The sequence below is a fragment of the Bacillus sp. GbtcB14 genome, assembly GCF_019091205.1.
Taxonomy (GTDB): domain Bacteria; phylum Bacillota; class Bacilli; order Bacillales; family Bacillaceae_G; genus Bacillus_A; species Bacillus_A cereus_AG.
In genome coordinates this window covers 390,690-411,998 of sequence record NZ_JAGXJT010000004.1, presented here as the reverse complement: position 1 = coordinate 411,998, position 21,309 = coordinate 390,690, and the positions used below count along the sequence as shown (strand labels likewise).

The following is a 21,309-nucleotide window of genomic DNA, read 5'->3' as shown; positions in this document are numbered from 1 at the left end:
CTGCCGCTTTTAGGTTGATATCTAGTTCCAGTGGCCAGCTCTTCGCATCTAAGAACCTCCCGCACGAAAGGTAAAAAGCACCTATTGTGCGAGAGAACCTTAGCTGGTCAGCGCTAAACGGGCTACTTCCACTTTTAAACTGGCCTAACCAATTCAAATTGTTCTCCTAGTTTTGCGTAGTTGTGTCCTGCTAGGCGGCTTACTGGTTTTAGTCCTTCTGCATGGATGCGTCCATTTTCGTATAGGTGTTCTGCGACGTGGAAACGAACGACGCGTCCGATCAGTAGATCGCAAGCTGGTGAGTCTTCTGTTCCGCCAAGAGGGATTGCGCGTTCTAGTATGCATTCCATTCGAATATTTGCCTCTTTTACACCTGGAACGGAGATGACATCACTTTCGATTGGTGTTAGTTTCGCTAGTTCAATTTCACTTTCATTTGGCGGAAGATTAGCTGCTGTTTCGTTAATTGCTCCTACGTAAGATTCATCAGAAATATGTACGACAAATTCACCTTTTTCAATTGCATTTCGGGAAGTGTCTTTTCTTTCTCCTGCTTTCCGTTGCACAGAAACGGAAATAAGTGGTGGGTTTGCAGCGACGATGTTGAAATAACTGTATGGTGCTCCGTTTAATACGCCTTCTTTTGTTACAGAAGTAACGAATGCGACAGGGCGTGGGATAATACTTCCTGTTAATAATTTGTAATTCTCTTTTTCTGTTTGTTCGTTTGGGTTAATGGATAACATGTTTGAAATCCCCTTTCTGAATATGACGACTTATTGTTTGTTTACAAGATGCTAGTGGAAAACTCCTGCTGGAAAAATATTTTTTTTGCATTTTTGTAAATAGGCTAAAGACACATAAGCTCGGAAGAATTAGCATTAATATTTTGAAGTCATAAAATATGTTTGTCATTTATAGGCCAAATAAGGATTTAACTTATAAATGACAAACAAGGATGGAACTAAGGTAAAGCGAAAGTTTTAGAAATGGAAGTGTTGCTAATTAAGAGAACGGTGGTAAAAAAAGTGTAGGACGTGATTCTTGAATTTTATTTTCATTATTTTCTTTAGTAGCTTGTCCTGTTTGTCTCGAGTTTTGTCCACCCTTTTTGGCAATCTGTCCACCTTGATTAGCATTTGTTCCTGCGTTTCCGCTGATCTGTCCATTTCGATCCGCTGTTATTGTAAAACCAGCCTTCCCGCCCTGATTTGCAAGGTTATTGTTATTATCATTATAGTTGTAAATGTTGACATGGATGTGAATTTCAATTGGAAGGTCATCTTTGCTGAGTTTAAAGGAGGAGGCTGTTTCTGTCTTTGTGCTATTGTTTTTATATTTTTGAGAACGACGGTTCGCCATAAGAATGTTCGCTCCTATCTTTTTTTCTGCTCAGCTTAAAGCTCATCTTCCGCTGGTGTTGAAATATTTTCGTCAGCGCTTTCTTCGCTGTCGGCAACACCTGCTTCAAATTCGCTTTTCTTGATTATATTTTCACTATCTTCTCTAGCCACTTGTCCCATTTGATTCGCATTCTGTCCGCCTTTTTTAGCTATTTGTCCACCTTGACTTACGTTTGTTCCACCTTTTCCGCTAATTTGTCCACCGCCAGACGCTGTTAATTCGAGACCAGCTTGTCCACCTTGATTAGCAAGATTATTATTGTTTTTATTCTTATTTTTGTTTTTGGCTTTTGCTTTTACTTTGCTTTCATTATCATTTTCGTTAGTTGGATCCATGTCTTCTTCTAGAAGTTTTTTATCATGGTTTTTCATAAGATTTTTCCCTCCTATTATATTTACTACTAAATAGCATATGTTTGGTTTTTTAGTGTGACTGGGGGTTGTCCTATGAATTGGAATTTAAAAATTTCTTCAATGAGAAGAGGTGGATTTTTCTAATAAAAAATTATAAGTGTAAGTAATGATAAAATCCCCCAAGTTGTTTTCTTGGGGGATTAAGAGTTTAATGAGACATATTAAAGTAACACATATGCGCCAGGTCCGATTAAAGCTACACCAATCGCAACGGCAATTAACATTAAGTTATATTCATACCCGTTTTGTGTCACCCAGTAACCATTTTTTCCGTGAACAGTGAAGATTGCCATTAACATTGTACCAACGATAAATAATGAACCAACTGCAGTGAAAATACCTGATGCGAATAAGAAACCACCTAATAATTCAGTTGCGCCAGCCATAAATGCCATGAATACACCAGGGCGTAAACCAATTGATTCCATCCAGCCACCAGTTCCTTTTAAACCGTAACCGCCGAACCAACCAAATAATTTTTGAGCACCATGACCCATGAATGTAATACCTATAATAAGACGAATAATAAGAAGACCGAAATCCATCATTTTTAAAAACCTCCTAAAAGTTATTAACTTACCTTATGTAAGTAATAATAAAATAGTTACTTACTTTAGTCAAGCGGATTTCGAAAAAAGTTTGAAATTAATTTTACAAATTAGCGACAAAAAACAAAATGTAGTCAAGACCTCTAGACAAGCTGGGTAAAAAAAGAGAAAATATAAGTAGAAGTTAACTTCTTATTGTTATTCAGACAATCAGAATTGACTGGAATTTTGTGAGGCGCTACAATAAGAGTCTAGTAGTAATGACGTAATTTATTTCGAAAGCGTTTTTACAGTATAATATTCGAAGTATGAGGTCTTACGTTTATTTCGATCTTTAATAGAGATTGCCCTATAAACTTTTAGGTAAATTATAAGGAGGACTATCCTATGTTTAAAAAATTATTCGGTCTTGGTTCAAAAACAAATGAAGAAACAATCGTAGCTCCATTAACTGGAGCAGTGAAAAATATTGAAGAAGTACCAGATCCAGTATTCGCAGGTCGTATGATGGGTGACGGTGTTGCAATCGATCCTACTGAAGGTGTAGTTGTATCTCCAGTTGATGGTGAAATCGTACAATTATTCCACACAAAACACGCTATCGGAATTAAAGCGAAAAACGGTACAGAAATTTTAATCCACGTTGGATTAGAAACTGTAAAAATGGAAGGCGAAGGTTTCGAAGCTCACGTTTCTGAAGGCCAAGCTGTAAAAGCTGGAGATAAATTAATCTCATTCGACTTAGAATTAATTCGTGAAAAAGCGAAAAGCACAATTACTCCAATCGTTATTACAAACACAGATGCAGCTGAGTCTATTAAGACAACTGTAGGTGTAACAGCTACAAAAGGTTCAACAGAAGTAATGAAAGTTACAATGAAATAATTATTGTAAAAGAGGAGTCCGTTTCGTATGAAATGGATTCCTTATTTTGTTTTGTAGTACGCTTGCTATGTATGTTAAAATACTCTAGGCACTTGGAAATAGGGTTTCACATATATGTGGATAAGGCGCATTTTTCTTAGAAAAAATATAAGAGAAATGCGTCTTTTGTATATTCACATTTCTTTTTTTCTATTCTTATGTACGTTATGATGAAAGGTAGGAAAAAGAAGAAAAGGGGTGGGTTTGGATGAAACGAGTGTTATTTATTTGTACTGGAAATACATGCCGTAGCCCGATGGCTGAGGCGTTACTTCGTCATTATGGAGAAGGTAAGTTTGAAGTGCAATCTGCTGGTGTTTTCGCCTATCCTGGTAGTGATGCGTCGATATATGCAAAGGAAGCTTTAGCTGAAAAGGGAATTGCAATCAATCATGCTTCGCAGCAGGTAAATGAAGCTTTAATCGATTGGGCAGATATTGTAGTAACAATGACGGAAAACCATAAGCAAATTGTACTTGGGCATTATCCGAGTGTTGAAAAGAAAGTAGATACATTATATGGAGTAACTGAGGGGATAAGTAAGGATATTTCAGATCCGTTTGGCGGGGCACTTTCTATTTATAAAGAAACGTTAGAAGAGATGGAAAAACTTGTACAAACTTTACTGAAAAAACATTCAGAGGGTTGATGTTTCGTGTATAATACGATATTGGAGATCACTTCGTTCCATTAAGGTAACGAGTGAGAAATGAAGATAATTGATTGAAACTTTGGAGGGGTAAAAATGAAAGTAGTAGTAGCATCTGATCACGGCGGTATGAATATCCGTAAAGAACTTGTAAGTTTATTAGAAGAGTTAAATATTGAATATATTGATTTAGGTTGTGAATGTGAAGCTGGTTCTGTTGATTACCCTGATTTTGCGTTTCCAGCAGCGGAAATGGTAGTGAATGGCGAAGTAGATCGTGGTATTTTAGTTTGTGGGACAGGCATCGGTATGTCAATTGCAGCAAACAAAGTAAATGGTATTCGTTGTGCATTAGTTCATGATACTTTCAGTGCGAAAGCAACGAGAGAGCATAATGATACGAACATGCTAGCAATGGGCGAGCGTGTAATTGGTGCGGGTCTAGCACGTGACATCGCAAAAATTTGGTTAACAACTGACTATGAAGGTGGTCGTCACGAAAACCGCGTAGGAAAAATTAAAACATACGAAACAAAGTAATAGATTCTAACTAGAAGCAGTATGAAATATAATTTGGTGAACCAACCTGTGAAAGGAAGAGGCGTAATGACAGAAATCGTAAAGGTAAGAGAACAGTTACAAATATCGCTTTCTAATTTCCAAGAACAAGCTTCATTACAAAGTGGTCAAATTTTTGTAGTGGGGTGTAGCACGAGCGAAGTGCTAGGAGAAAGAATTGGAACATCAGGAACGATGGAAGTAGCAGAGGCGATTTTTTCTGAGTTAAAACAATTTCAAGAACAAACAGGTATTGAGTTGGCGTTTCAATGTTGTGAGCATTTAAACCGTGCTTTAGTAGTTGAGAGAGAGTTGGCGATGAAATATCAATTTGAAATTGTAACAGTTACGCCTGTTAGATCAGCAGGTGGGGCATTAGCAACATATGCCTATCATAATTTGAAAGAACCGGTAGTAATTGAGTTTGTTAAAGCAGATGCAGGAATGGATATTGGTGATACATTTATCGGTATGCATTTAAAGCATGTAGCTGTTCCGGTTCGTACAAGTGTGAAGGAAATTGGAAGTGCGCATGTAACGATGGCGACAACACGTGGAAAACTAATTGGTGGAGCACGTGCTGTTTATGCGGCGAAGGAAGAGACTATCTCTTGCCGTTAGACATGAAAAATTATAAAGTCGCATAATAGCTTTATATCGAAAGATAAAAGGTATGTAGTCTGACTTTATAATAGAAGAAAGAAAAGACCGATTTTCGGTCTTTTTTTTCTTTTATGATATAGAAAGTCATGTTAGAATGTAGTTGAAAACATGAAGGTTCGAAAGAATTACAACCTGAATTTTCGTTTTTTCTGAATAAATGAGAAAAAACTATTGGGAATCGATGTAATTCGTTCAGAAAAGGGGGATTTTGGTGGATCATTTAAAACGTCAAGATGAAAAGGTATTTGCTGCAATTGAGGCAGAACTAGGAAGACAGCGTTCAAAGATTGAGTTAATTGCTTCGGAAAACTTCGTAAGTGAAGCAGTAATGGAGGCGCAAGGTTCTGTTTTAACGAATAAGTATGCTGAGGGATATCCTGGAAAACGTTACTATGGTGGCTGTGAGCACGTAGACGTAGTGGAAGATATCGCACGTGATCGCGCGAAAGAAATTTTTGGCGCAGAGCATGTAAATGTTCAACCGCATTCTGGTGCACAAGCGAACATGGCAGTATACTTCACGATTTTAGAGCAAGGCGATACAGTACTTGGTATGAATTTATCTCATGGTGGTCACTTAACACACGGAAGCCCTGTTAACTTCAGTGGAGTACAATATAATTTCGTAGAATATGGCGTGGATGCTGAATCTCACCGTATTAATTACGATGATGTATTAGCAAAAGCGAAAGAACATAAACCAAAATTAATCGTTGCAGGTGCAAGTGCATATCCTCGTGTTATCGATTTCAAACGATTCCGTGAGATTGCAGATGAAGTGGGTGCATACTTTATGGTTGATATGGCACATATCGCTGGTTTAGTAGCTGCTGGTTTACATCCAAACCCAGTACCACATGCACATTTCGTTACAACGACAACACATAAAACATTACGTGGCCCACGTGGTGGTATGATTTTATGTGAAGAGCAATTTGCAAAACAAATTGATAAATCAATCTTCCCTGGTATTCAAGGTGGTCCACTTATGCATGTAATCGCTGCAAAAGCTGTTGCATTTGGTGAGACACTACAAGATGATTTTAAAACATATGCACAAAATATCATTAATAATGCGAACCGCTTAGCTGAAGGTCTTCAAAAAGAAGGACTTACACTTGTTTCTGGTGGAACAGACAATCATTTAATCCTGATTGATGTTCGTAACTTAGAAATCACAGGTAAAGTAGCAGAGCACGTATTAGATGAAGTTGGTATTACAGTGAACAAAAATACAATTCCATTTGAAACAGCAAGCCCATTTGTAACAAGCGGTGTACGTATCGGTACGGCAGCTGTAACATCTCGTGGTTTCGGTTTAGAAGAGATGGATGAAATTGCGTCACTTATTGCTTACACATTAAAAAATCATGAAAATGAAGCTGCATTAGAAGAAGCAAGTAAGCGTGTAGAAGCGTTAACGAGCAAATTCCCAATGTACACAGACCTATAATAGATTAAAGAAGACTGCTGAGACGTAATTGTTTTGGCAGTTTTTTTTTGGACATATATTGCTCTTTAAGTATGTATACAAAGGATGAATAAATTTTGGCGATATAATGAAGGATACAGCTCCCATAATTGGTAAAGATACTAGATAGATTCATCGTAAAATCATGATTTTGCCAAATTTGCCCTTGAATATTAGTAGCGTTTTCTTTACAATCGTAAATAGTGTAAAAAAGCGTGTAAACGCATGAATATCATCTAAAGGAGAGATTCACATGGGAAAACTGTATGTATTTGATCACCCGTTAATTCAACATAAGATTACATATATTCGCGATAAGAATACAGGTACGAAAGATTTTCGTGAATTAGTGGACGAAGTAGCAAGTTTAATGGCTTTCGAAATTACTCGCGATCTTCCACTTAAAGACATTGAAATTGAAACACCTGTAAGCAAAGCGACAACAAAAGTGATCGCTGGTAAAAAGCTTGGTTTAATTCCGATTTTACGTGCAGGTTTAGGAATGGTTGATGGAATTCTGAAATTAATTCCAGCAGCAAAAGTAGGACACGTTGGTTTATACCGTGACCCTAAAACATTGCAACCGGTAGAATACTATGTGAAACTTCCAACGGATGTAGAAGAGCGTGACTTTATCGTACTAGATCCGATGCTAGCAACAGGTGGTTCTGCAGCTGAAGCAATTAACTCTCTGAAAAAGCGCGGTGCAAAACAAATTAAATTAATGTGTATCGTTGCAGCTCCAGAAGGAGTAAAAGTAGTACAAGAAGAACATCCTGATGTTGATATTTATGTAGCAGCATTAGATGAGAAATTAAATGACCACGGATATGTAGTACCAGGTCTTGGTGATGCTGGTGACCGTTTATTCGGAACGAAGTAAGACAACTGACGAGAGGGGATTCCCTTCTCGTTTTTTTTTGTGTGTTCCGAGTAAGTAGGGGAGGGAGATAAATATACAGGTTATATACAACATAAGTAGTATACACATCACATATAATATAGAAGTCTTACGTCTAGCAAACACTATATATGGAAGGGAAGCGTTATATTTTAAAAATATAATAGTGACAAACTTGTGAACATTCTCTTCTATTATAAATAGAAAACTGTTAGAAATTGCATATCCATAACCAGTATTTAGAAGGGTAACGTTTTCATTTTTGGGAGGAAATACCTGATACTCAAATTTTTTGATTTTTTACGATTTCTCGTTGACACTGTTAATACCCTATTGTATGCTAACAACGGGGATAGATGGTAGGGCTTTCAGTGACAAAAATACATCTATTCCGTGACGAAAATGTAAACTTTTTATTTTGTATAGGATTTATGCAAAAAAATGAGTTATTATTAACACATCGTGAATGAGGGTTACATATTGGAGGGATGAATCCTTGCAAAAAAACGATCGCAGCCATATAAAAGCTTATGCTTTAATGTCAGGTATTCTTGCTCAGTTAGTCGGTTCTATTCTTATTGGGATCTTTGGTGGGCAGTGGATTGATAATCAGGTTGGAACGTTTCCATTGTTTCTTATTATAGGGTTATTACTCGGATTAGGAACAGGGATATACGCAATGATTCGACTCATTCGACATTACTATTCGGGAGAGCAATGATGATAGACGTACATGGACTTGTCCAAAGACAAAAGAAATATATGTACTACTTGCTTGCGCTTCTAGTGCTAGGATGGGGATTCACCTCTTACAAGGATGTATTTCTTGGGCTGATTATCGGAACGATTTTCAGTTTTCTTAGTTTGCGCATCATTGCACGTAGAACAGACAAGCTGTTGGATCGCGTAACAAATGGAGAAAACGTGAAGTTTAAGGCGACAGCGGTAAGTACATATTCAAGATTCGCCACGATTGGGTTATTAATTTTATTTGCAGCCAAATATCAAGAGTTAATTGCGATGTGGGGCCTAGGTGTAGGATTGCTGACAGGATACCTTGTCATGATCATAGATTTTCTTTATTTAGAGTATAAGAGCAGGGAAGAGAGGTGAATTACTAGTGGAACACGGTAAATTAGTTGAATTTCTAGGTTTAACGTTCGATTTGTCATCAGTTATGATGGTTACTGTAGCAGCAGTTATTGTTTTCTTAATCGCTGTTATCGGAACTCGCAGTTTAGCCCTTCGCCCAACCGGGATGCAAAACTTCATGGAATGGGTGTTTGACTTCGTGAAAGGGATTATCAATAGTACGATGGACTGGAAAACAGGTGGACGTTTCTTAACGCTTGGCGTTACGCTTATCATGTTTATCATCGTATCGAACTTCCTTGGTTTACCATTCATGTATTCAACAGTTGAGGCTGGCGAACATATTGCATGGTGGAGATCACCAACGTCTGATCCAGCAGTTACATTAACATTAGCCGTGATGGTAGTTACCCTCACCCATTATTATGGAATTAAGATGAAGGGTACGAAAGAATACGTAAAAGGTTATTTCCAACCTATGAAATTCTTATTCCCATTAAAGGTTATTGAGGAGTTTGCGAACACATTAACGTTAGGTCTTCGTTTATTCGGTAACATTTATGCAGGTGAGATCTTATTAGGATTACTTGCTAAGTTAGGCGGGACGACAGTCCTTGGAGCATTAGGTGCGCTTGTACCAATGTTAGCATGGATGGGATTCAGTGTATTCGTTGGATCAATCCAGTCATTTATTTTCGTTATGTTAACGATGGTTTATATGGCTCATAAAGTAAGCCATGACCATTAATATAATTTAAGTAAGAAAAAAATATTTTTTTATAATACAAAGGAGGACAAATTAAATGAGTTTAGGTGTAATCGCAGCTGCAATTGCAATTGGTTTATCAGCATTAGGTGCAGGTATTGGTAACGGTCTTATCGTATCACGTACAATCGAAGGTGTTGCTCGTCAACCAGAATTAAAAGGCGCACTTCAAACAATTATGTTCATCGGGGTTGCTTTAGTTGAGGCACTTCCAATCATCGGTGTAGTTATTGCATTCATCGTAATGAACAAATAAGGGAGACTCCCCTTACATAGATGGCGAAGAGTGTTTTTCCGAACTTTCTTCGCCATTGCTTTATGGATGAAACGTATGTCTTTTTTTTTCATATGATCAATTTAGATATTTTGAAGGGAGTGAATCCTTGTGCCAACTTTATTATTAGGGGCTGCCATTCCATTTGGAACGATTGCTTATACATTGTTCATTTTCTTACTTCTATTAGTAATGCTACGCAAATTTGCGTGGGGTCCTTTAATGGGAATTATGAAAGAACGTGAAGAGCATGTTACTAATGAAATCGACGCTGCAGAAAGAAGTAACGCTGAAGCGAAGAAATTAGTAGAAGAACAACGTGAAATGTTAAAACAATCGCGTGTTGAAGCACAAGAGTTAATCGAAAGAGCGAAAAAACAAGCTGTAGATCAAAAAGATGTTATTGTTGCTGCTGCGAAAGAAGAAGCAGAATCAATTAAAGCATCTGCTGTACAAGAAATTCAACGCGAAAAAGAGCAAGCGATTGCTGCTTTACAAGAACAAGTGGCTTCTTTATCTGTTCAAATTGCTTCTAAAGTAATTGAAAAAGAGTTAAAAGAAGAAGATCAAGTTAAGTTAATTCGCGATTATATTAAAGAAGTAGGAGAAGCGCGATGAGCAATGGGATTGTAGCAAAACGTTATGCTGTCGCTCTTTTTAAAATTGCAAAAGAAAAACACGTATTAGAAATGTTTGAAGAGGAATTACGCCTTGTACAAAACGTTTATGTAAAGAACGGAGAACTACATAGCTTTTTAACGCAACCGAACATTTCAAAGGAACAAAAGAAAACGTTTCTTGCAAACGTATTCGGATCTGTTTCTGAATCTATTTTAAATACGTTATATATTTTAATTGATAACAAACGCATTGATATCTTACCTGAAATTGCAGATGAATACGTTGTTCTTGCTAATGAAGAACGTAACGTAGCGGATGCAACTGTATATTCTACTCGTCTTCTATCAGAGGAAGAGAAGCTTAACATTGCAGAAGCATTTGCAAAGAGAACGGGAAAAGATGCAATTCGCGTAAAAAATGTTGTAGATGAAGATTTACTAGGCGGCATTAAAGTACGTATTGGAAATCGCATTTATGATGGAAGTTTACAAGGAAAATTAGCACGTATTCAGCGTGAATTAATGAAGAATAGATAGGGGTGAAGCACATGAGCATCAGAGCTGAAGAAATTAGCGCACTGATAAAGCAACAAATCGAGAACTATCAGTCTGAAATCGAAGTTAGTGATGTTGGTACAGTTATCCAAGTTGGTGACGGTATTGCGCGTGCTCATGGTCTTGATAACGTTATGGCTGGTGAACTTGTAGAGTTCTCTAACGGCGTTATGGGACTAGCACAAAACTTAGAGGAAAACAACGTAGGTATTATCATTTTAGGACCTTACACAGAAATCCGTGAAGGTGACGAAGTTCGTCGTACTGGTCGCATCATGCAAGTACCAGTAGGAAAAGAACTAATCGGTCGTGTTGTAAACCCATTAGGTCAACCAGTTGATGGTTTAGGCCCAATCAATACAACAAACACTCGTCCAATCGAAAGTCCAGCACCAGGTGTAATGGATCGTAAATCTGTTCATGAGCCACTTCAAACAGGTATTAAAGCGATCGATGCTCTTGTACCAATTGGCCGTGGTCAACGTGAGTTAATCATTGGTGACCGTCAAACAGGTAAAACAGCAGTTGCACTTGATACAATCATTAACCAAAAAGATGAAGATATGATTTGTATCTATGTAGCTATCGGACAAAAAGAATCAACTGTACGTAACGTAGTAGAAACACTACGTAAGCACGGTGCATTAGATTACACAATCGTTGTAACTGCATCAGCTTCTCAACCAGCTCCATTATTATACTTAGCTGCTTATGCTGGTGTAACAATGGGTGAAGAGTTCATGTACAATGGTAAACACGTATTAGTAGTATATGATGACTTATCAAAACAAGCAGCGGCTTACCGTGAGCTTTCATTACTATTACGTCGTCCTCCAGGTCGTGAAGCATATCCAGGGGATGTATTCTACCTACATTCTCGCTTATTAGAGCGTGCAGCAAAATTAAGTGATGCAAGAGGCGGCGGTTCTTTAACTGCACTACCTTTCATCGAAACACAAGCAGGGGACGTATCAGCTTACATCCCAACAAACGTAATTTCTATTACGGATGGACAAATTTTCTTACAATCTGACCTATTCTTCTCTGGCGTACGTCCAGCGATCGATGCGGGTACTTCTGTATCTCGTGTAGGTGGATCTGCTCAGATTAAAGCAATGAGTAAAGTATCAGGTACACTTCGTCTTGACCTTGCATCTTACCGTGAGTTAGAAGCGTTCGCTCAGTTCGGTTCTGACCTGGATAAAGCAACTCAAGCGAAACTAAACCGTGGTGCTCGTACTGTTGAGGTATTAAAACAAGGATTACACAAACCGTTACGTGTAGAGAAACAAGTTATCATTCTTTATGCTTTAACACGTGGATTCCTAGATGATATCCCAGTAGTAGATATCACTCGTTTCGAAGAAGAATTCCATGCTTGGTTAGATTCTAATGCGACTGACTTATTAGAAGAAATCCGCACAACTAAGAAACTTGCGGATGACGACAAATTTGCAGCAGCTATTAATGGATTTAAAAAAGTATTCGTAGCTTCTGAATAATAAAAGCGGAAGCGGCTCGTTCAAGCCGCTGGAGCTAGATAATATATAAAAAGCATCTCAAGTTTTGAGATTGCTGACGGTTATGTAAAGGAAAAGAGTAGGTGCACCTATTCTTTTCCTTCAATCATGAGCAAGAATATCTTGCAACGTAGATTAGGAAGAGAATTCTTACTAATCGTGCCAACTTCCGGAAAAAAGGTGGTGAAAACCTGTGGCATCTTTACGCGATATAAAAGCGAAGATTAACTCGACAAAGAAAACGAGTCAAATTACGAAAGCGATGGAGATGGTATCTGCATCTAAGTTAAACCGTGCAGAGCAAAATGCTAAATCTTTCGTTCCGTATATGGAAAAGATTCAAGAAGTAGTAGCGAGCATTGCGCAAGGAAGTAAAGGAATTAATCATCCGATGCTAAATGCGCGTCCTGTAAAGCGTACAGGATACATCGTTATTACATCTGATCGCGGACTAGCAGGTGGTTATAACAGTAACGTATTACGTACAGTGAGTAACGTAATTCGTGAACGTCATAATATGGACTCAAACCAATATTCAATTATTGTGCTTGGCCGACTAGGACGTGATTATTTAAAACGTCGCGGCTTTAACATCATTGATGAAGTAGTTGGATTATCTGACCACCCATCATTTACTGATATTAAAGACCTTGCTTCTCGAGCAATTGCGATGTTCGCAGATGGTGCTTATGATGAGCTGTATATTTACTACAACCATTACGTAAGTAAAATTTCACAAGAAGTAACGGAAAATAAAATTTTACCGCTTACTGATGTGGCGTCTGACAAACCGACGACAGCTTATGAATTCGAACCTTCTGAAGAAGAGATTTTAAAAGTACTATTGCCACAATACGCAGAAAGCTTAGTGTACGGTGCATTACTAGACGGTAAAGCAAGTGAACACGCAGCGCGTATGACAGCAATGAAGAGTGCTACAGACAATGCAATGGAAGTTATCGATTCACTTACACTTTCATTCAACCGTGCGCGTCAGGCAGCGATTACGCAAGAAATTACGGAAATCGTTGGTGGAGCAGCAGCGTTAGAGTAGTAATAAAAAGTGGAAGCGGCTCGTCCAGAACAGGAGGGCATTGGAGCTCCTGACAAAGAGGCGCTTTTTGCCTCGTAGGAAGGCGCGAAATGACCGACTGTTCTAGCCGCTGGAACTAGATTCAATAAAAAGCGGAAGCGGCTCTTTCAAAAGAGTCGCGTAAGCTATAAACCAATAAAAAATTAAAAGCTAACTGCTCGTAGCAAGTTGGCTAATTAAAAGAAAGCTAGGAGGGAACCCGATGAATAAAGGGCGCGTTACGCAAATCATGGGTCCGGTTGTAGACGTTAAGTTTGATGGCGGAAAGCTACCAGAAATCTACAACGCCCTTACGGTAAAACAAAGCAACGAAAACGGAACAAGCATTAACTTAACATTTGAAGTTGCACTTCATTTAGGTGATGATACAGTTCGTACAGTTGCAATGTCTTCCACAGACGGACTTGTTCGTGGTACAGAAGTAGAAGATACTGGTAAAGCAATCTCTGTACCAGTTGGTGATGCAACACTTGGTCGCGTATTTAACGTATTAGGTGATGCAATTGACTTAGATGGTGAGGTTCCTGCCGATGTACGTCGTGATCCAATTCACCGTCAAGCACCTGCATTCGAAGAATTATCTACTAAAGTAGAAATTCTTGAAACTGGTATTAAAGTAGTAGACTTACTTGCTCCTTACATTAAGGGTGGTAAGATCGGTCTATTCGGTGGTGCCGGTGTAGGTAAAACGGTATTAATTCAGGAATTAATTAATAACATCGCACAAGAACACGGTGGTATCTCTGTATTCGCTGGTGTAGGTGAGCGTACTCGTGAGGGTAACGATTTATACCACGAAATGAGCGATTCTGGCGTAATTAAGAAAACTGCGATGGTATTCGGACAAATGAACGAGCCACCTGGAGCACGTCAACGTGTTGCATTAACAGGTTTAACAATGGCTGAACATTTCCGTGATGAGCAAGGACAAGACGTACTTCTGTTCATCGATAATATCTTCCGTTTCACGCAAGCAGGTTCTGAAGTATCTGCCCTTCTTGGTCGTATGCCATCTGCGGTAGGTTACCAACCGACACTTGCAACAGAAATGGGTCAATTACAAGAGCGTATTACATCTACAAATAAAGGATCTATCACGTCTATCCAAGCGGTATATGTACCAGCCGATGACTATACGGATCCAGCACCAGCTACAACGTTCGCTCACTTAGATGCAACAACAAACTTAGAGCGTCGTTTAACACAAATGGGTATTTACCCAGCCGTAGATCCATTAGCATCTACATCTCGTGCACTTTCTCCAGAAATCGTAGGAGAAGAGCATTATGAAGTGGCTCGTCAAGTACAGCAAACTTTACAACGTTACAAAGAGCTTCAAGATATCATTGCTATCTTAGGTATGGATGAGTTATCTGAAGAAGATAAGTTAGTTGTACATCGTGCTCGTCGTATTCAATTCTTCTTATCTCAAAACTTCCACGTAGCTGAGCAGTTTACAGGTCAAAAAGGTTCTTACGTACCTGTAAAAAATACAGTTAGTGGTTTCAAAGAAATTCTAGAAGGAAAATATGATGACCTTCCAGAAGATGCATTCCGTCTTGTAGGTGGCATTGAAGAAGTTATTGAAAACGCGAAGAAAATGATGGCGTAAGGCCTTAGGAGGGACGAAGTATGAAGACATTTCCAGTCAGTATTGTAACTCCTGATGGACCGGTTTACGAAAAAGAAGTAGAGATGGTAAGTGTAAAAGCAGAGAGTGGGGAAATGGGGATCTTACCAGGTCACATTCCAACTGTTGCACCATTAAAAATTAGTGCAGTTCGTCTGAAAAACGGTGGACACACTGATTATGTAGCAGTAAGTGGTGGCTTTATCGAAGTTCGTCCAGATAAAGTAACTGTATTATCATCATCTGCTGAAGAAGCAAACCATATCGATATCCATCGTGCAAATGAAGCGAAGCGTCGTGCTGAGCAACGTATGCAAGATAAACAAGCACATGTTGACTTTAGACGTGCAGAAATGGCATTACAACGTGCCGTGAACCGTTTAAACGTTTCTGATATGAAATAAAAAATCCGTAAAGGCTTTGCCTTTACGGATTTTTTGTGTAGTTTATGGATAATTTTACAAAAATGGTATAATTATATTGATGCTTGTATAAGTAGAGAATGTACAACAATTTATAAAGGAGATGAATAAATGATCGGTGAAATGAAACGAGAAGCATTGCACTCTTTAAAGGGAAATTGGGGACTAGGTGTTGGATCAACGATTTTATATCATATTATAAGTTACGTCGTTTCAATGGCTATAATGCTTATACTATTAATCCCAGGAGTTATAATATTTCTTTTAGCGTCTATTTCAATCGGTTCAATTGGAGAAGAAGCGATGGAAATTGTAGCTGTGATTACGTTTGGAATTTTTTATTGTCTTATAATAATTTTAAGTTATGCAGCTTATGGTATTACCTCATACGGTTATACGAATGTGTTTCTGCAAATAAGTAAACGAGAAGATGCTAGAGTGGATTATTTGTTTGAAGGATTTCGTGGTTTTAAAAGAATGATGAAAACAATGTGGGCTATGGTTGCAATTTTGTTATATACAGGTGCATGGGTGCCGATGTTAGGAATGATTGTGTTTGGGACATTAGTTTTTTTTGATGAGAATGCAAATCCATCGTTCATAATCGTTTTCTTTGTTTTATTAGCTATTTCGTTTATTGTAATGGCTATTCTGTATTTTTCATATTCGATGACATATTATGTGATGGTTGAAAAACCAGAATATAGTGTTTCACAGGCAATGAAAAAAAGTAAGCATCTTATGAAGGGACATAAGTTAGATTTATTCCTTTTATGGCTGAGCTTTATAGGTTGGGCGATTTTATCGATTCTTACACTTGGAATAGGTTTTCTTTGGCTTAGTCCGTACGTGAGCACAACGACAGCACATTTTTATCGCTATCTTTCAAAAGATGAATTGTAGTAGGAACATGCTATACTAATAGAATTATTACGTATAGGAGGAAAATTATGATTAGTGATTTAAAAGGAGAAGCGCTAGATTCATTAGAAGGGAAATGGGGATTAGCTGTCGGGGCAACATTACTGATTTCGATTCTTATTTCAGTGTTTAGTTTTAGTGTTGATTTCATTTTCTCTCAGGTTTGGAATTGGAAAGAAGTAAATGGCTCACTTTCAGTAGACATTATTACAATATTGGTGGTAGGTCCATTAACGCTAGGTGGTTATTATTTAGGACTGCATATCATTCGTGATGAGGAAGCGCGTATTGGGCATGTATTCAGATGGTTTACAGAAGGAAGTAAATTTATCAAGGCATTTTTATTATATATAGTAGTAAACATTTATATTTTCTTATGGTTTTTACTATTTATTATTCCAGGCATTATTAAATCATTTTCTTATGCGATGACGTACTTTATTATAAATGATCATCCTGAGTATTCTATAAATCAAGCTATTACAGAGAGTCGTCGTATGATGGATGGACATAAGATGGAGTATTTCATTTTATGTTTAAGTTTTATTGGTTGGTTTATATTAAGTTGTATTACACTAGGAATTGGATTCCTATGGCTAATTCCATATTTTTATACGACGTCAGCAGCTTTTTATGAAGAAATTGCAGAGGAATATTACGAAAAAAAAATTCCGACATTATAAAAACACCCAGTATGAGCTATTGGTTCATACTGGGTGTTTTTTGTAGAAATTTTATAAATTGATGACTAGTAAGTGGTTTACTGAAATAGTAACCTTGCATATATTTACAGTTGTTCTTTTGTAGAAACTTAAGCTGTTTTTCTGTTTCAATTCCTTCGGCAACGACAGAAAGGTTTAAAGTATTTGCAAGGGAAAGGATGGTGGAAACGATAGCTCGCTCTTCCGGCCTATGATCGGCTAGTTGTGTAAATTCTCTCGGTACTTTTAATGTATCGATAGGGAAAATTGATAAATAAGCGAGAGAAGAATAGCCGGTACCGAAGTCATCAATGGACGTTTGAATACCATATTCCTTTAATTGTTTTAGTCTTGATAATGTTTCTTTTTCATCAATCATTGCAATTCGTTCTGTTAACTCAAGTGTTACATACCTTGGATTGACGTTAACGTCTGTTATTATTTGTGAAATGTTCTCGATTAAATTATCTTGCTGGAACTCTTTTGCTGATAAGTTCACACTTATTCTTAAATCTGTGTAGCCGAAAGTATGCCATATTTTTAACTGGCGACAAGATTCTTTTAATACCCAATGACCGAGTGGAATGACTTGTGGAGTCTCTTCTACAATTGGAATGAATTCACATGGCGGAATGTCACCTAGGAGCGGGTGTTTCCAGCGTATTAATGCTTCAGAGCCAATAATCTTTTTCGTCGTAATATCGATTTGTGGTTGATAGACGAGATAAAATTCTTTGTTTACTAAAGCGAGTGGTAAATCTTTTTCAATTCGAGCCTTTCGTTCCATTTTTTTATACAATTCTTTCGTGTACAGAGAGCTACCGTTTTTTCCTTTATTTTTTGCTTCGTACATGGCCATATCAGCATGTTGTAAAATGGACAATGGATCTTCACCTGCTTCAGGATATATTGCAATTCCGATGCTCGGTGAGATTTGTAAATGCTGATTTTCAATTTCGAATGGTTCGTTCATGGCTGCTACAATCGTATCAGCTATTTTTTGTACATCTGGTCTTTTTCTATAATTTTCGATAAGGATTGTGAACTCATCCCCAGCTAGCCGGGCAAGCTTCATATTTGGTGTCGATATTCTTTCGAGTCTTTTTGCTACTGCAATTAATAGAAGGTCTCCAACCCTATGACCGAGGGTGTCATTAATAACCTTAAAGCGGTCTAGGTCGAGAAACATAACAGCAAAAGGCCTTTTTGATATTTCGGATCGAGCAATTGCTTGTTCTACATATTGATGAAATGCGCGGCGATTTGCAAGTTCTGTTAACGTATCATGATATGCTAAAAAATTAATTTGTTCTTGTTGTTGTTTGCTTTCCGTAATATCTTTAATCATTAAATAAACCCCAGAAATATGATTCTTTAAAAAGATAGGAACAGCTGTAACATGCAAGTAGTAAATATCTCTATTTTTATGATATGCCCGTATTTCTAAAGAAATAGATTTCCCCTTTTTTACGCGATGAAAGGCATTAATGATTTCTTCCAAATCTTCTTCATACATAAGTGAATAGTAAGGCTGATTTAATAATTCATTCGTTTGATAACCGAGCAAAGTAGTACCAGCGTTATTCACTTTAAGAAAGTTACCGTATAGATCTAGTGTGAAGATTGGATCTGGATGATGCTCGTATAAAGATTTAAACATTTGTTGGTTATGATATAGTTCATTTTTTTGATCTACTAAATCTTCTGTACGTAGTTCAATTTGTTTTTCGAGTTCTAAGTTGAATTGCATTTGGGCTAGCAATAATATTTTATTTTGTTTTCTAACTAAACTATGGCGTATGAGAACGAAGGAGAAAGTTATCATAAGTCCAATTACTACAATAGGTGCAAAAACGTATTCAACTAATATAAAAACAATAAGCATGACTACAGAAATATAAGGTAATGATAATCTGATTGATTCCCCAAGTTTAGGTGTTAATAGTACTTGCTCTTGTTTTTCAGGTTCTTTTGTATGCAGAATACAGGCGATTGCTACTAGTACTAAAGTTACTTGATAGAGAGGGGTAACTGTAAACATAGAATACTCGGGTGTGAAGTATTTGATATAAGCATAAATCGCGTCTGTAGTAGCATATAAAATTAAAGCACTGCCAAGAAGCGCACCAACTTTTTTGGGTAATAAGGATAATGGCTTGAATAACAGATTGATTCCTATGAGAAGAAAGAGTAAATCAGCCATTGGATAGATAAGTTGAACGAATATGTCGACATAGGATGTTGTAAAAACGTGAATGGTTCGTTCAATAAGTAAGTAGTAGCTTAAAGTAAATTGGGCTGTAACGATGATACAAATGTCACATATCATAAAAAGCTTTTCTAATAAACCTCGGTTATAAATGATTTCATATAGAAAGGCAAATGCAAAGCTAATTAAAAAAAGTAGGTAAAAAAAATCGGATGGATCAACGAATGTATAGTAGTCCTTTAAAATTAAACGTTGATAGGCAACAACGATATCACCAATGAAATAAGAGAGGGTTCCCACAGATAATATGGTCCAAAATAAACGAGGTAACCCTTCTTTCATGTTTGAAAAATAAAGTATATAACTACAAGCGATAATATCAATGAATAGTGTACTCATCCCAATTAATACTTGAAAAGGAAATGAGTATTCATATAGAAAAGGCATTGCCACGTAATGAATTACTATAGACAACAATATAATGCTTATAAGAATACTTACATGTGTTTGTTTTTTCATTTATCTCACCCACGGTATATACATATAAATTCCTCTTTTTATTTTTTATTGTTTCTTGAAAAACATATATAATTTCTATACTTATTTTGCACAGGTATAGCGAGTTATAAAAATAGATTTTAATAATTCTCGTTTCTATCCCCAACATATCGACATAGGAATTTGAAGTTTGCTATAATGATTAAAATAGTTGCATTATTTAGAAAAATTTAAAAATAATAATTACTGCAACTAGGACATATTGTTTACTAAGTGAACTTGTTCTTAATTCAGGGGGGAGGGTTTCACAATGGCAAGTGTATATGAAAATAGTTATATGATCGTTTTGATTTTCTTGCTATTAGGCATATTGCTGCCGGTAGTGGCTCTTACATTAGGAAGGATGCTGCGTCCAAACAAACCAAGTGAAGCGAAAGCGACGACGTATGAGAGTGGGATTGAGCCTTTTCATGATGCAAATATTCGGTTTCATGCTCGTTATTATATTTTTGCTTTATTGTTTGTCATCTTTGATGTAGAAACTTTATTTTTATATCCATGGGCTGTTGCATATGACAAGCTCGGTTTATTTGCACTGATTGAAATGCTCATCTTTGTTGTAATGTTGCTAGTTGGATTAGCGTATGCTTGGAAAAAGAAGGTGTTACAATGGTTATAAATTTTGAGGAATTACATCCAAATGAGCGAGCGGAATTAGAACGAAATATCTTTTTTTCTACATTGGAACAGTTGAAAGGATGGGCACGTAGCAATTCTTTATGGCCGATGACATTCGGACTGGCATGCTGTGCAATTGAAATGATGGGAGTAGGTTCATCGCATTACGATTTAGATCGATTTGGGTCATTTTTTCGGACTTCACCAAGGCAATCGGACGTTATGATTGTGTCGGGAACGGTAACGAAGAAGATGGCTCCTATTGTTCGGCGTTTATATGATCAAATGCCTGAACCAAAGTGGGTTATTGCAATGGGATCTTGTGCGACAGCAGGTGGTCCATATGTAAATTCATACGCTGTTGTGAAAGGTGTAGATCAAATTGTACCAGTTGATGTGTATATTCCTGGCTGCCCACCAAATCCCGCTGCTTTAATTTATGGAATTAATAAATTGAAAGAAAAAATTCGTTACGAGGCCAAGACGGGAAAGCAGGTGACGAATAAATGAGTGATCCAAACAAAGACTTAGAGGATTTGAAAAGAGAAGCGGCTAGACGTGCAAAAGAAGAGGCGAGAAAGCGTCTTGTTGCGAAACATGATGCGGAAATAAGTAAACTTGAGGAAGAAAATCGAGAAAAAGAGAAAGCGCTACCAAAAAATAATGATATAAATGTGGAAGAAGCAAAGCGACGTGCAGCAGCGGTCGCAAAAGCAAAAGCGGCGGCGTTAGCGAAGCAAAAAAGAGAAGGAATAGAAGAAGTAACGGAAGAAGAAAAGGCCAAAGCGAAGGCGAAGGC

At 37.4% G+C, this 21,309-nt stretch carries 26 protein-coding genes and 1 pseudogene; 22 read left to right on the top strand and 5 right to left on the bottom strand.

The window, feature by feature from the left end; all coding sequences use genetic code 11:
- Nucleotides 1-134: 134 nt before the first annotated feature.
- From KVT31_RS14710 to KVT31_RS14695, 4 genes are all read right to left on the bottom strand, one after another.
- Nucleotides 135-746: a flavin reductase family protein gene (locus KVT31_RS14710; protein WP_088098502.1), complete on the bottom strand. Its 612-nt coding sequence runs from the start codon at nt 744-746 to the stop codon at nt 135-137.
- Nucleotides 747-1,005: 259 nt separating this feature from the next.
- Nucleotides 1,006-1,362 (bottom strand): hypothetical protein, encoded by a 357-nt coding sequence (locus KVT31_RS14705; protein WP_088098501.1) that lies wholly within the window; start codon nt 1,360-1,362, stop codon nt 1,006-1,008.
- Between the two features lie 35 nt (nt 1,363-1,397).
- On the bottom strand, nt 1,398-1,775 hold the full coding sequence (locus KVT31_RS14700) for a hypothetical protein (RefSeq protein ID WP_088098500.1): 378 nt from the start codon (nt 1,773-1,775) through the stop codon (nt 1,398-1,400).
- A 203-nt stretch (nt 1,776-1,978) separates the two neighbouring features.
- Nucleotides 1,979-2,365: a DoxX family protein gene (locus KVT31_RS14695; RefSeq protein WP_061680023.1), complete on the bottom strand. Its 387-nt coding sequence runs from the start codon at nt 2,363-2,365 to the stop codon at nt 1,979-1,981.
- Between the two features lie 387 nt (nt 2,366-2,752).
- On the opposite strand from KVT31_RS14695, the gene KVT31_RS14690 reads away from it, so the two are divergent.
- The 19 genes from KVT31_RS14690 to KVT31_RS14600 all read left to right on the top strand — a co-directional run bounded on the left by KVT31_RS14690 (nt 2,753) and on the right by KVT31_RS14600 (nt 17,107).
- Nucleotides 2,753-3,250, top strand: coding sequence for a PTS sugar transporter subunit IIA (locus KVT31_RS14690; RefSeq protein ID WP_000473666.1), 498 nt, complete (start codon nt 2,753-2,755; stop codon nt 3,248-3,250).
- 247 nt (nt 3,251-3,497) lie between these two features.
- Complete coding sequence (locus KVT31_RS14685) at nt 3,498-3,938, top strand: low molecular weight protein arginine phosphatase (protein WP_088098499.1); 441 nt, start codon at nt 3,498-3,500, stop codon at nt 3,936-3,938.
- 96 nt (nt 3,939-4,034) lie between these two features.
- The gene (gene rpiB, locus KVT31_RS14680) at nt 4,035-4,478 is read left to right on the top strand and encodes a ribose 5-phosphate isomerase B (protein ID WP_088098498.1); all 444 of its coding nucleotides are present in this window, start codon (nt 4,035-4,037) and stop codon (nt 4,476-4,478) included.
- A 21-nt stretch (nt 4,479-4,499) separates the two neighbouring features.
- Nucleotides 4,500-5,117, top strand: coding sequence for a TIGR01440 family protein (locus KVT31_RS14675; protein WP_098342308.1), 618 nt, complete (start codon nt 4,500-4,502; stop codon nt 5,115-5,117).
- A 253-nt stretch (nt 5,118-5,370) separates the two neighbouring features.
- Entirely contained in the window at nt 5,371-6,612 is a 1,242-nt protein-coding gene (glyA, locus tag KVT31_RS14670) for a serine hydroxymethyltransferase (RefSeq protein WP_000349796.1), read from the top strand.
- A 271-nt stretch (nt 6,613-6,883) separates the two neighbouring features.
- Nucleotides 6,884-7,513: a uracil phosphoribosyltransferase gene (gene upp / locus KVT31_RS14665; protein ID WP_000517539.1), complete on the top strand. Its 630-nt coding sequence runs from the start codon at nt 6,884-6,886 to the stop codon at nt 7,511-7,513.
- Nucleotides 7,514-7,887: 374 nt separating this feature from the next.
- The gene (locus KVT31_RS14660; protein WP_000232961.1) at nt 7,888-8,001 is read left to right on the top strand and encodes a DUF4024 domain-containing protein; all 114 of its coding nucleotides are present in this window, start codon (nt 7,888-7,890) and stop codon (nt 7,999-8,001) included.
- 26 nt (nt 8,002-8,027) lie between these two features.
- The gene (locus tag KVT31_RS14655) at nt 8,028-8,252 is read left to right on the top strand and encodes an AtpZ/AtpI family protein (protein WP_048560282.1); all 225 of its coding nucleotides are present in this window, start codon (nt 8,028-8,030) and stop codon (nt 8,250-8,252) included.
- Nucleotides 8,252-8,644, top strand: coding sequence for an ATP synthase subunit I (locus KVT31_RS14650; protein WP_000567600.1), 393 nt, complete (start codon nt 8,252-8,254; stop codon nt 8,642-8,644). Before KVT31_RS14655 ends, KVT31_RS14650 begins: the two co-directional genes overlap by 1 nt.
- A 7-nt stretch (nt 8,645-8,651) precedes the next feature.
- Nucleotides 8,652-9,371: a F0F1 ATP synthase subunit A gene (gene atpB, locus KVT31_RS14645; protein WP_088098496.1), complete on the top strand. Its 720-nt coding sequence runs from the start codon at nt 8,652-8,654 to the stop codon at nt 9,369-9,371.
- Between the two features lie 55 nt (nt 9,372-9,426).
- The gene (gene atpE, locus KVT31_RS14640; protein ID WP_000052064.1) at nt 9,427-9,645 is read left to right on the top strand and encodes a F0F1 ATP synthase subunit C; all 219 of its coding nucleotides are present in this window, start codon (nt 9,427-9,429) and stop codon (nt 9,643-9,645) included.
- A 129-nt stretch (nt 9,646-9,774) separates the two neighbouring features.
- Entirely contained in the window at nt 9,775-10,281 is a 507-nt protein-coding gene (gene atpF, locus KVT31_RS14635; protein ID WP_001142618.1) for a F0F1 ATP synthase subunit B, read from the top strand.
- Nucleotides 10,278-10,820, top strand: a complete 543-nt coding sequence (atpH, locus tag KVT31_RS14630; RefSeq protein ID WP_000064683.1) for a F0F1 ATP synthase subunit delta — start codon at nt 10,278-10,280, stop codon at nt 10,818-10,820. Before atpF ends, atpH begins: the two co-directional genes overlap by 4 nt.
- Nucleotides 10,821-10,831: 11 nt before the next feature.
- A complete protein-coding gene (atpA, locus tag KVT31_RS14625; protein ID WP_000027511.1) occupies nt 10,832-12,340 on the top strand; it encodes a F0F1 ATP synthase subunit alpha in 1,509 nt (502 codons plus the stop codon).
- A gap of 211 nt (nt 12,341-12,551) precedes the next feature.
- The gene (gene atpG / locus KVT31_RS14620; protein WP_000157696.1) at nt 12,552-13,412 is read left to right on the top strand and encodes a F0F1 ATP synthase subunit gamma; all 861 of its coding nucleotides are present in this window, start codon (nt 12,552-12,554) and stop codon (nt 13,410-13,412) included.
- Nucleotides 13,413-13,653: 241 nt separating this feature from the next.
- Nucleotides 13,654-15,063, top strand: coding sequence for a F0F1 ATP synthase subunit beta (gene atpD, locus KVT31_RS14615; protein WP_001032603.1), 1,410 nt, complete (start codon nt 13,654-13,656; stop codon nt 15,061-15,063).
- A gap of 20 nt (nt 15,064-15,083) precedes the next feature.
- On the top strand, nt 15,084-15,485 hold the full coding sequence (gene atpC / locus KVT31_RS14610) for a F0F1 ATP synthase subunit epsilon (protein ID WP_000847215.1): 402 nt from the start codon (nt 15,084-15,086) through the stop codon (nt 15,483-15,485).
- A 129-nt stretch (nt 15,486-15,614) separates the two neighbouring features.
- A complete protein-coding gene (locus KVT31_RS14605; protein WP_088098495.1) occupies nt 15,615-16,406 on the top strand; it encodes a DUF975 family protein in 792 nt (263 codons plus the stop codon).
- Nucleotides 16,407-16,453: 47 nt separating this feature from the next.
- Nucleotides 16,454-17,107, top strand: coding sequence for a DUF975 family protein (locus tag KVT31_RS14600; RefSeq protein WP_088098494.1), 654 nt, complete (start codon nt 16,454-16,456; stop codon nt 17,105-17,107).
- A gap of 16 nt (nt 17,108-17,123) precedes the next feature.
- Here the strand turns inward: KVT31_RS14600 and KVT31_RS14595 are convergent, their stop codons facing one another.
- A complete protein-coding gene (locus KVT31_RS14595) occupies nt 17,124-19,853 on the bottom strand; it encodes a putative bifunctional diguanylate cyclase/phosphodiesterase (RefSeq protein WP_088098493.1) in 2,730 nt (909 codons plus the stop codon).
- 289 nt (nt 19,854-20,142) lie between these two features.
- On the opposite strand from KVT31_RS14595, the gene nuoA reads away from it, so the two are divergent.
- From nuoA to KVT31_RS30275, 3 genes and pseudogenes are all read left to right on the top strand, one after another.
- The gene (gene nuoA, locus KVT31_RS14590) at nt 20,143-20,511 is read left to right on the top strand and encodes an NADH-quinone oxidoreductase subunit NuoA (RefSeq protein ID WP_088098492.1); all 369 of its coding nucleotides are present in this window, start codon (nt 20,143-20,145) and stop codon (nt 20,509-20,511) included.
- Nucleotides 20,502-21,020, top strand: coding sequence for an NADH-quinone oxidoreductase subunit NuoB (nuoB, locus tag KVT31_RS14585; RefSeq protein ID WP_000236331.1), 519 nt, complete (start codon nt 20,502-20,504; stop codon nt 21,018-21,020). The genes nuoA and nuoB overlap by 10 nt, the downstream gene beginning before the upstream one ends.
- A pseudogene (locus tag KVT31_RS30275) lies at nt 21,017-21,309 on the top strand (NADH-quinone oxidoreductase subunit C); the annotation flags it as partial. The gene nuoB and the pseudogene KVT31_RS30275, both read left to right, overlap by 4 nt.

Coding starts and splice junctions, on each gene's coding strand:
- atpD (WP_001032603.1), top strand. CDS start 13,654: ATGAATAAAGGGCGCGTTACGCAAATCATGGGTCCGGTTGTAGACGTT.
- KVT31_RS14710 (WP_088098502.1), bottom strand. CDS start 746: ATGTTATCCATTAACCCAAACGAACAAACAGAAAAAGAGAATTACAAA.
- KVT31_RS14690 (WP_000473666.1), top strand. CDS start 2,753: ATGTTTAAAAAATTATTCGGTCTTGGTTCAAAAACAAATGAAGAAACA.
- KVT31_RS14660 (WP_000232961.1), top strand. CDS start 7,888: ATGGTAGGGCTTTCAGTGACAAAAATACATCTATTCCGTGACGAAAAT.
- KVT31_RS14705 (WP_088098501.1), bottom strand. CDS start 1,362: ATGGCGAACCGTCGTTCTCAAAAATATAAAAACAATAGCACAAAGACA.
- nuoA (WP_088098492.1), top strand. CDS start 20,143: ATGGCAAGTGTATATGAAAATAGTTATATGATCGTTTTGATTTTCTTG.
- atpC (WP_000847215.1), top strand. CDS start 15,084: ATGAAGACATTTCCAGTCAGTATTGTAACTCCTGATGGACCGGTTTAC.
- KVT31_RS14675 (WP_098342308.1), top strand. CDS start 4,500: ATGAAATATAATTTGGTGAACCAACCTGTGAAAGGAAGAGGCGTAATG.
- atpA (WP_000027511.1), top strand. CDS start 10,832: ATGAGCATCAGAGCTGAAGAAATTAGCGCACTGATAAAGCAACAAATC.
- KVT31_RS14650 (WP_000567600.1), top strand. CDS start 8,252: ATGATAGACGTACATGGACTTGTCCAAAGACAAAAGAAATATATGTAC.
- KVT31_RS14600 (WP_088098494.1), top strand. CDS start 16,454: ATGATTAGTGATTTAAAAGGAGAAGCGCTAGATTCATTAGAAGGGAAA.
- atpH (WP_000064683.1), top strand. CDS start 10,278: ATGAGCAATGGGATTGTAGCAAAACGTTATGCTGTCGCTCTTTTTAAA.
- atpE (WP_000052064.1), top strand. CDS start 9,427: ATGAGTTTAGGTGTAATCGCAGCTGCAATTGCAATTGGTTTATCAGCA.
- KVT31_RS14695 (WP_061680023.1), bottom strand. CDS start 2,365: ATGATGGATTTCGGTCTTCTTATTATTCGTCTTATTATAGGTATTACA.
- upp (WP_000517539.1), top strand. CDS start 6,884: ATGGGAAAACTGTATGTATTTGATCACCCGTTAATTCAACATAAGATT.
- KVT31_RS14595 (WP_088098493.1), bottom strand. CDS start 19,853: ATGAAAAAACAAACACATGTAAGTATTCTTATAAGCATTATATTGTTG.
- nuoB (WP_000236331.1), top strand. CDS start 20,502: ATGGTTATAAATTTTGAGGAATTACATCCAAATGAGCGAGCGGAATTA.
- KVT31_RS14700 (WP_088098500.1), bottom strand. CDS start 1,775: ATGAAAAACCATGATAAAAAACTTCTAGAAGAAGACATGGATCCAACT.
- rpiB (WP_088098498.1), top strand. CDS start 4,035: ATGAAAGTAGTAGTAGCATCTGATCACGGCGGTATGAATATCCGTAAA.
- KVT31_RS14685 (WP_088098499.1), top strand. CDS start 3,498: ATGAAACGAGTGTTATTTATTTGTACTGGAAATACATGCCGTAGCCCG.
- KVT31_RS14605 (WP_088098495.1), top strand. CDS start 15,615: ATGATCGGTGAAATGAAACGAGAAGCATTGCACTCTTTAAAGGGAAAT.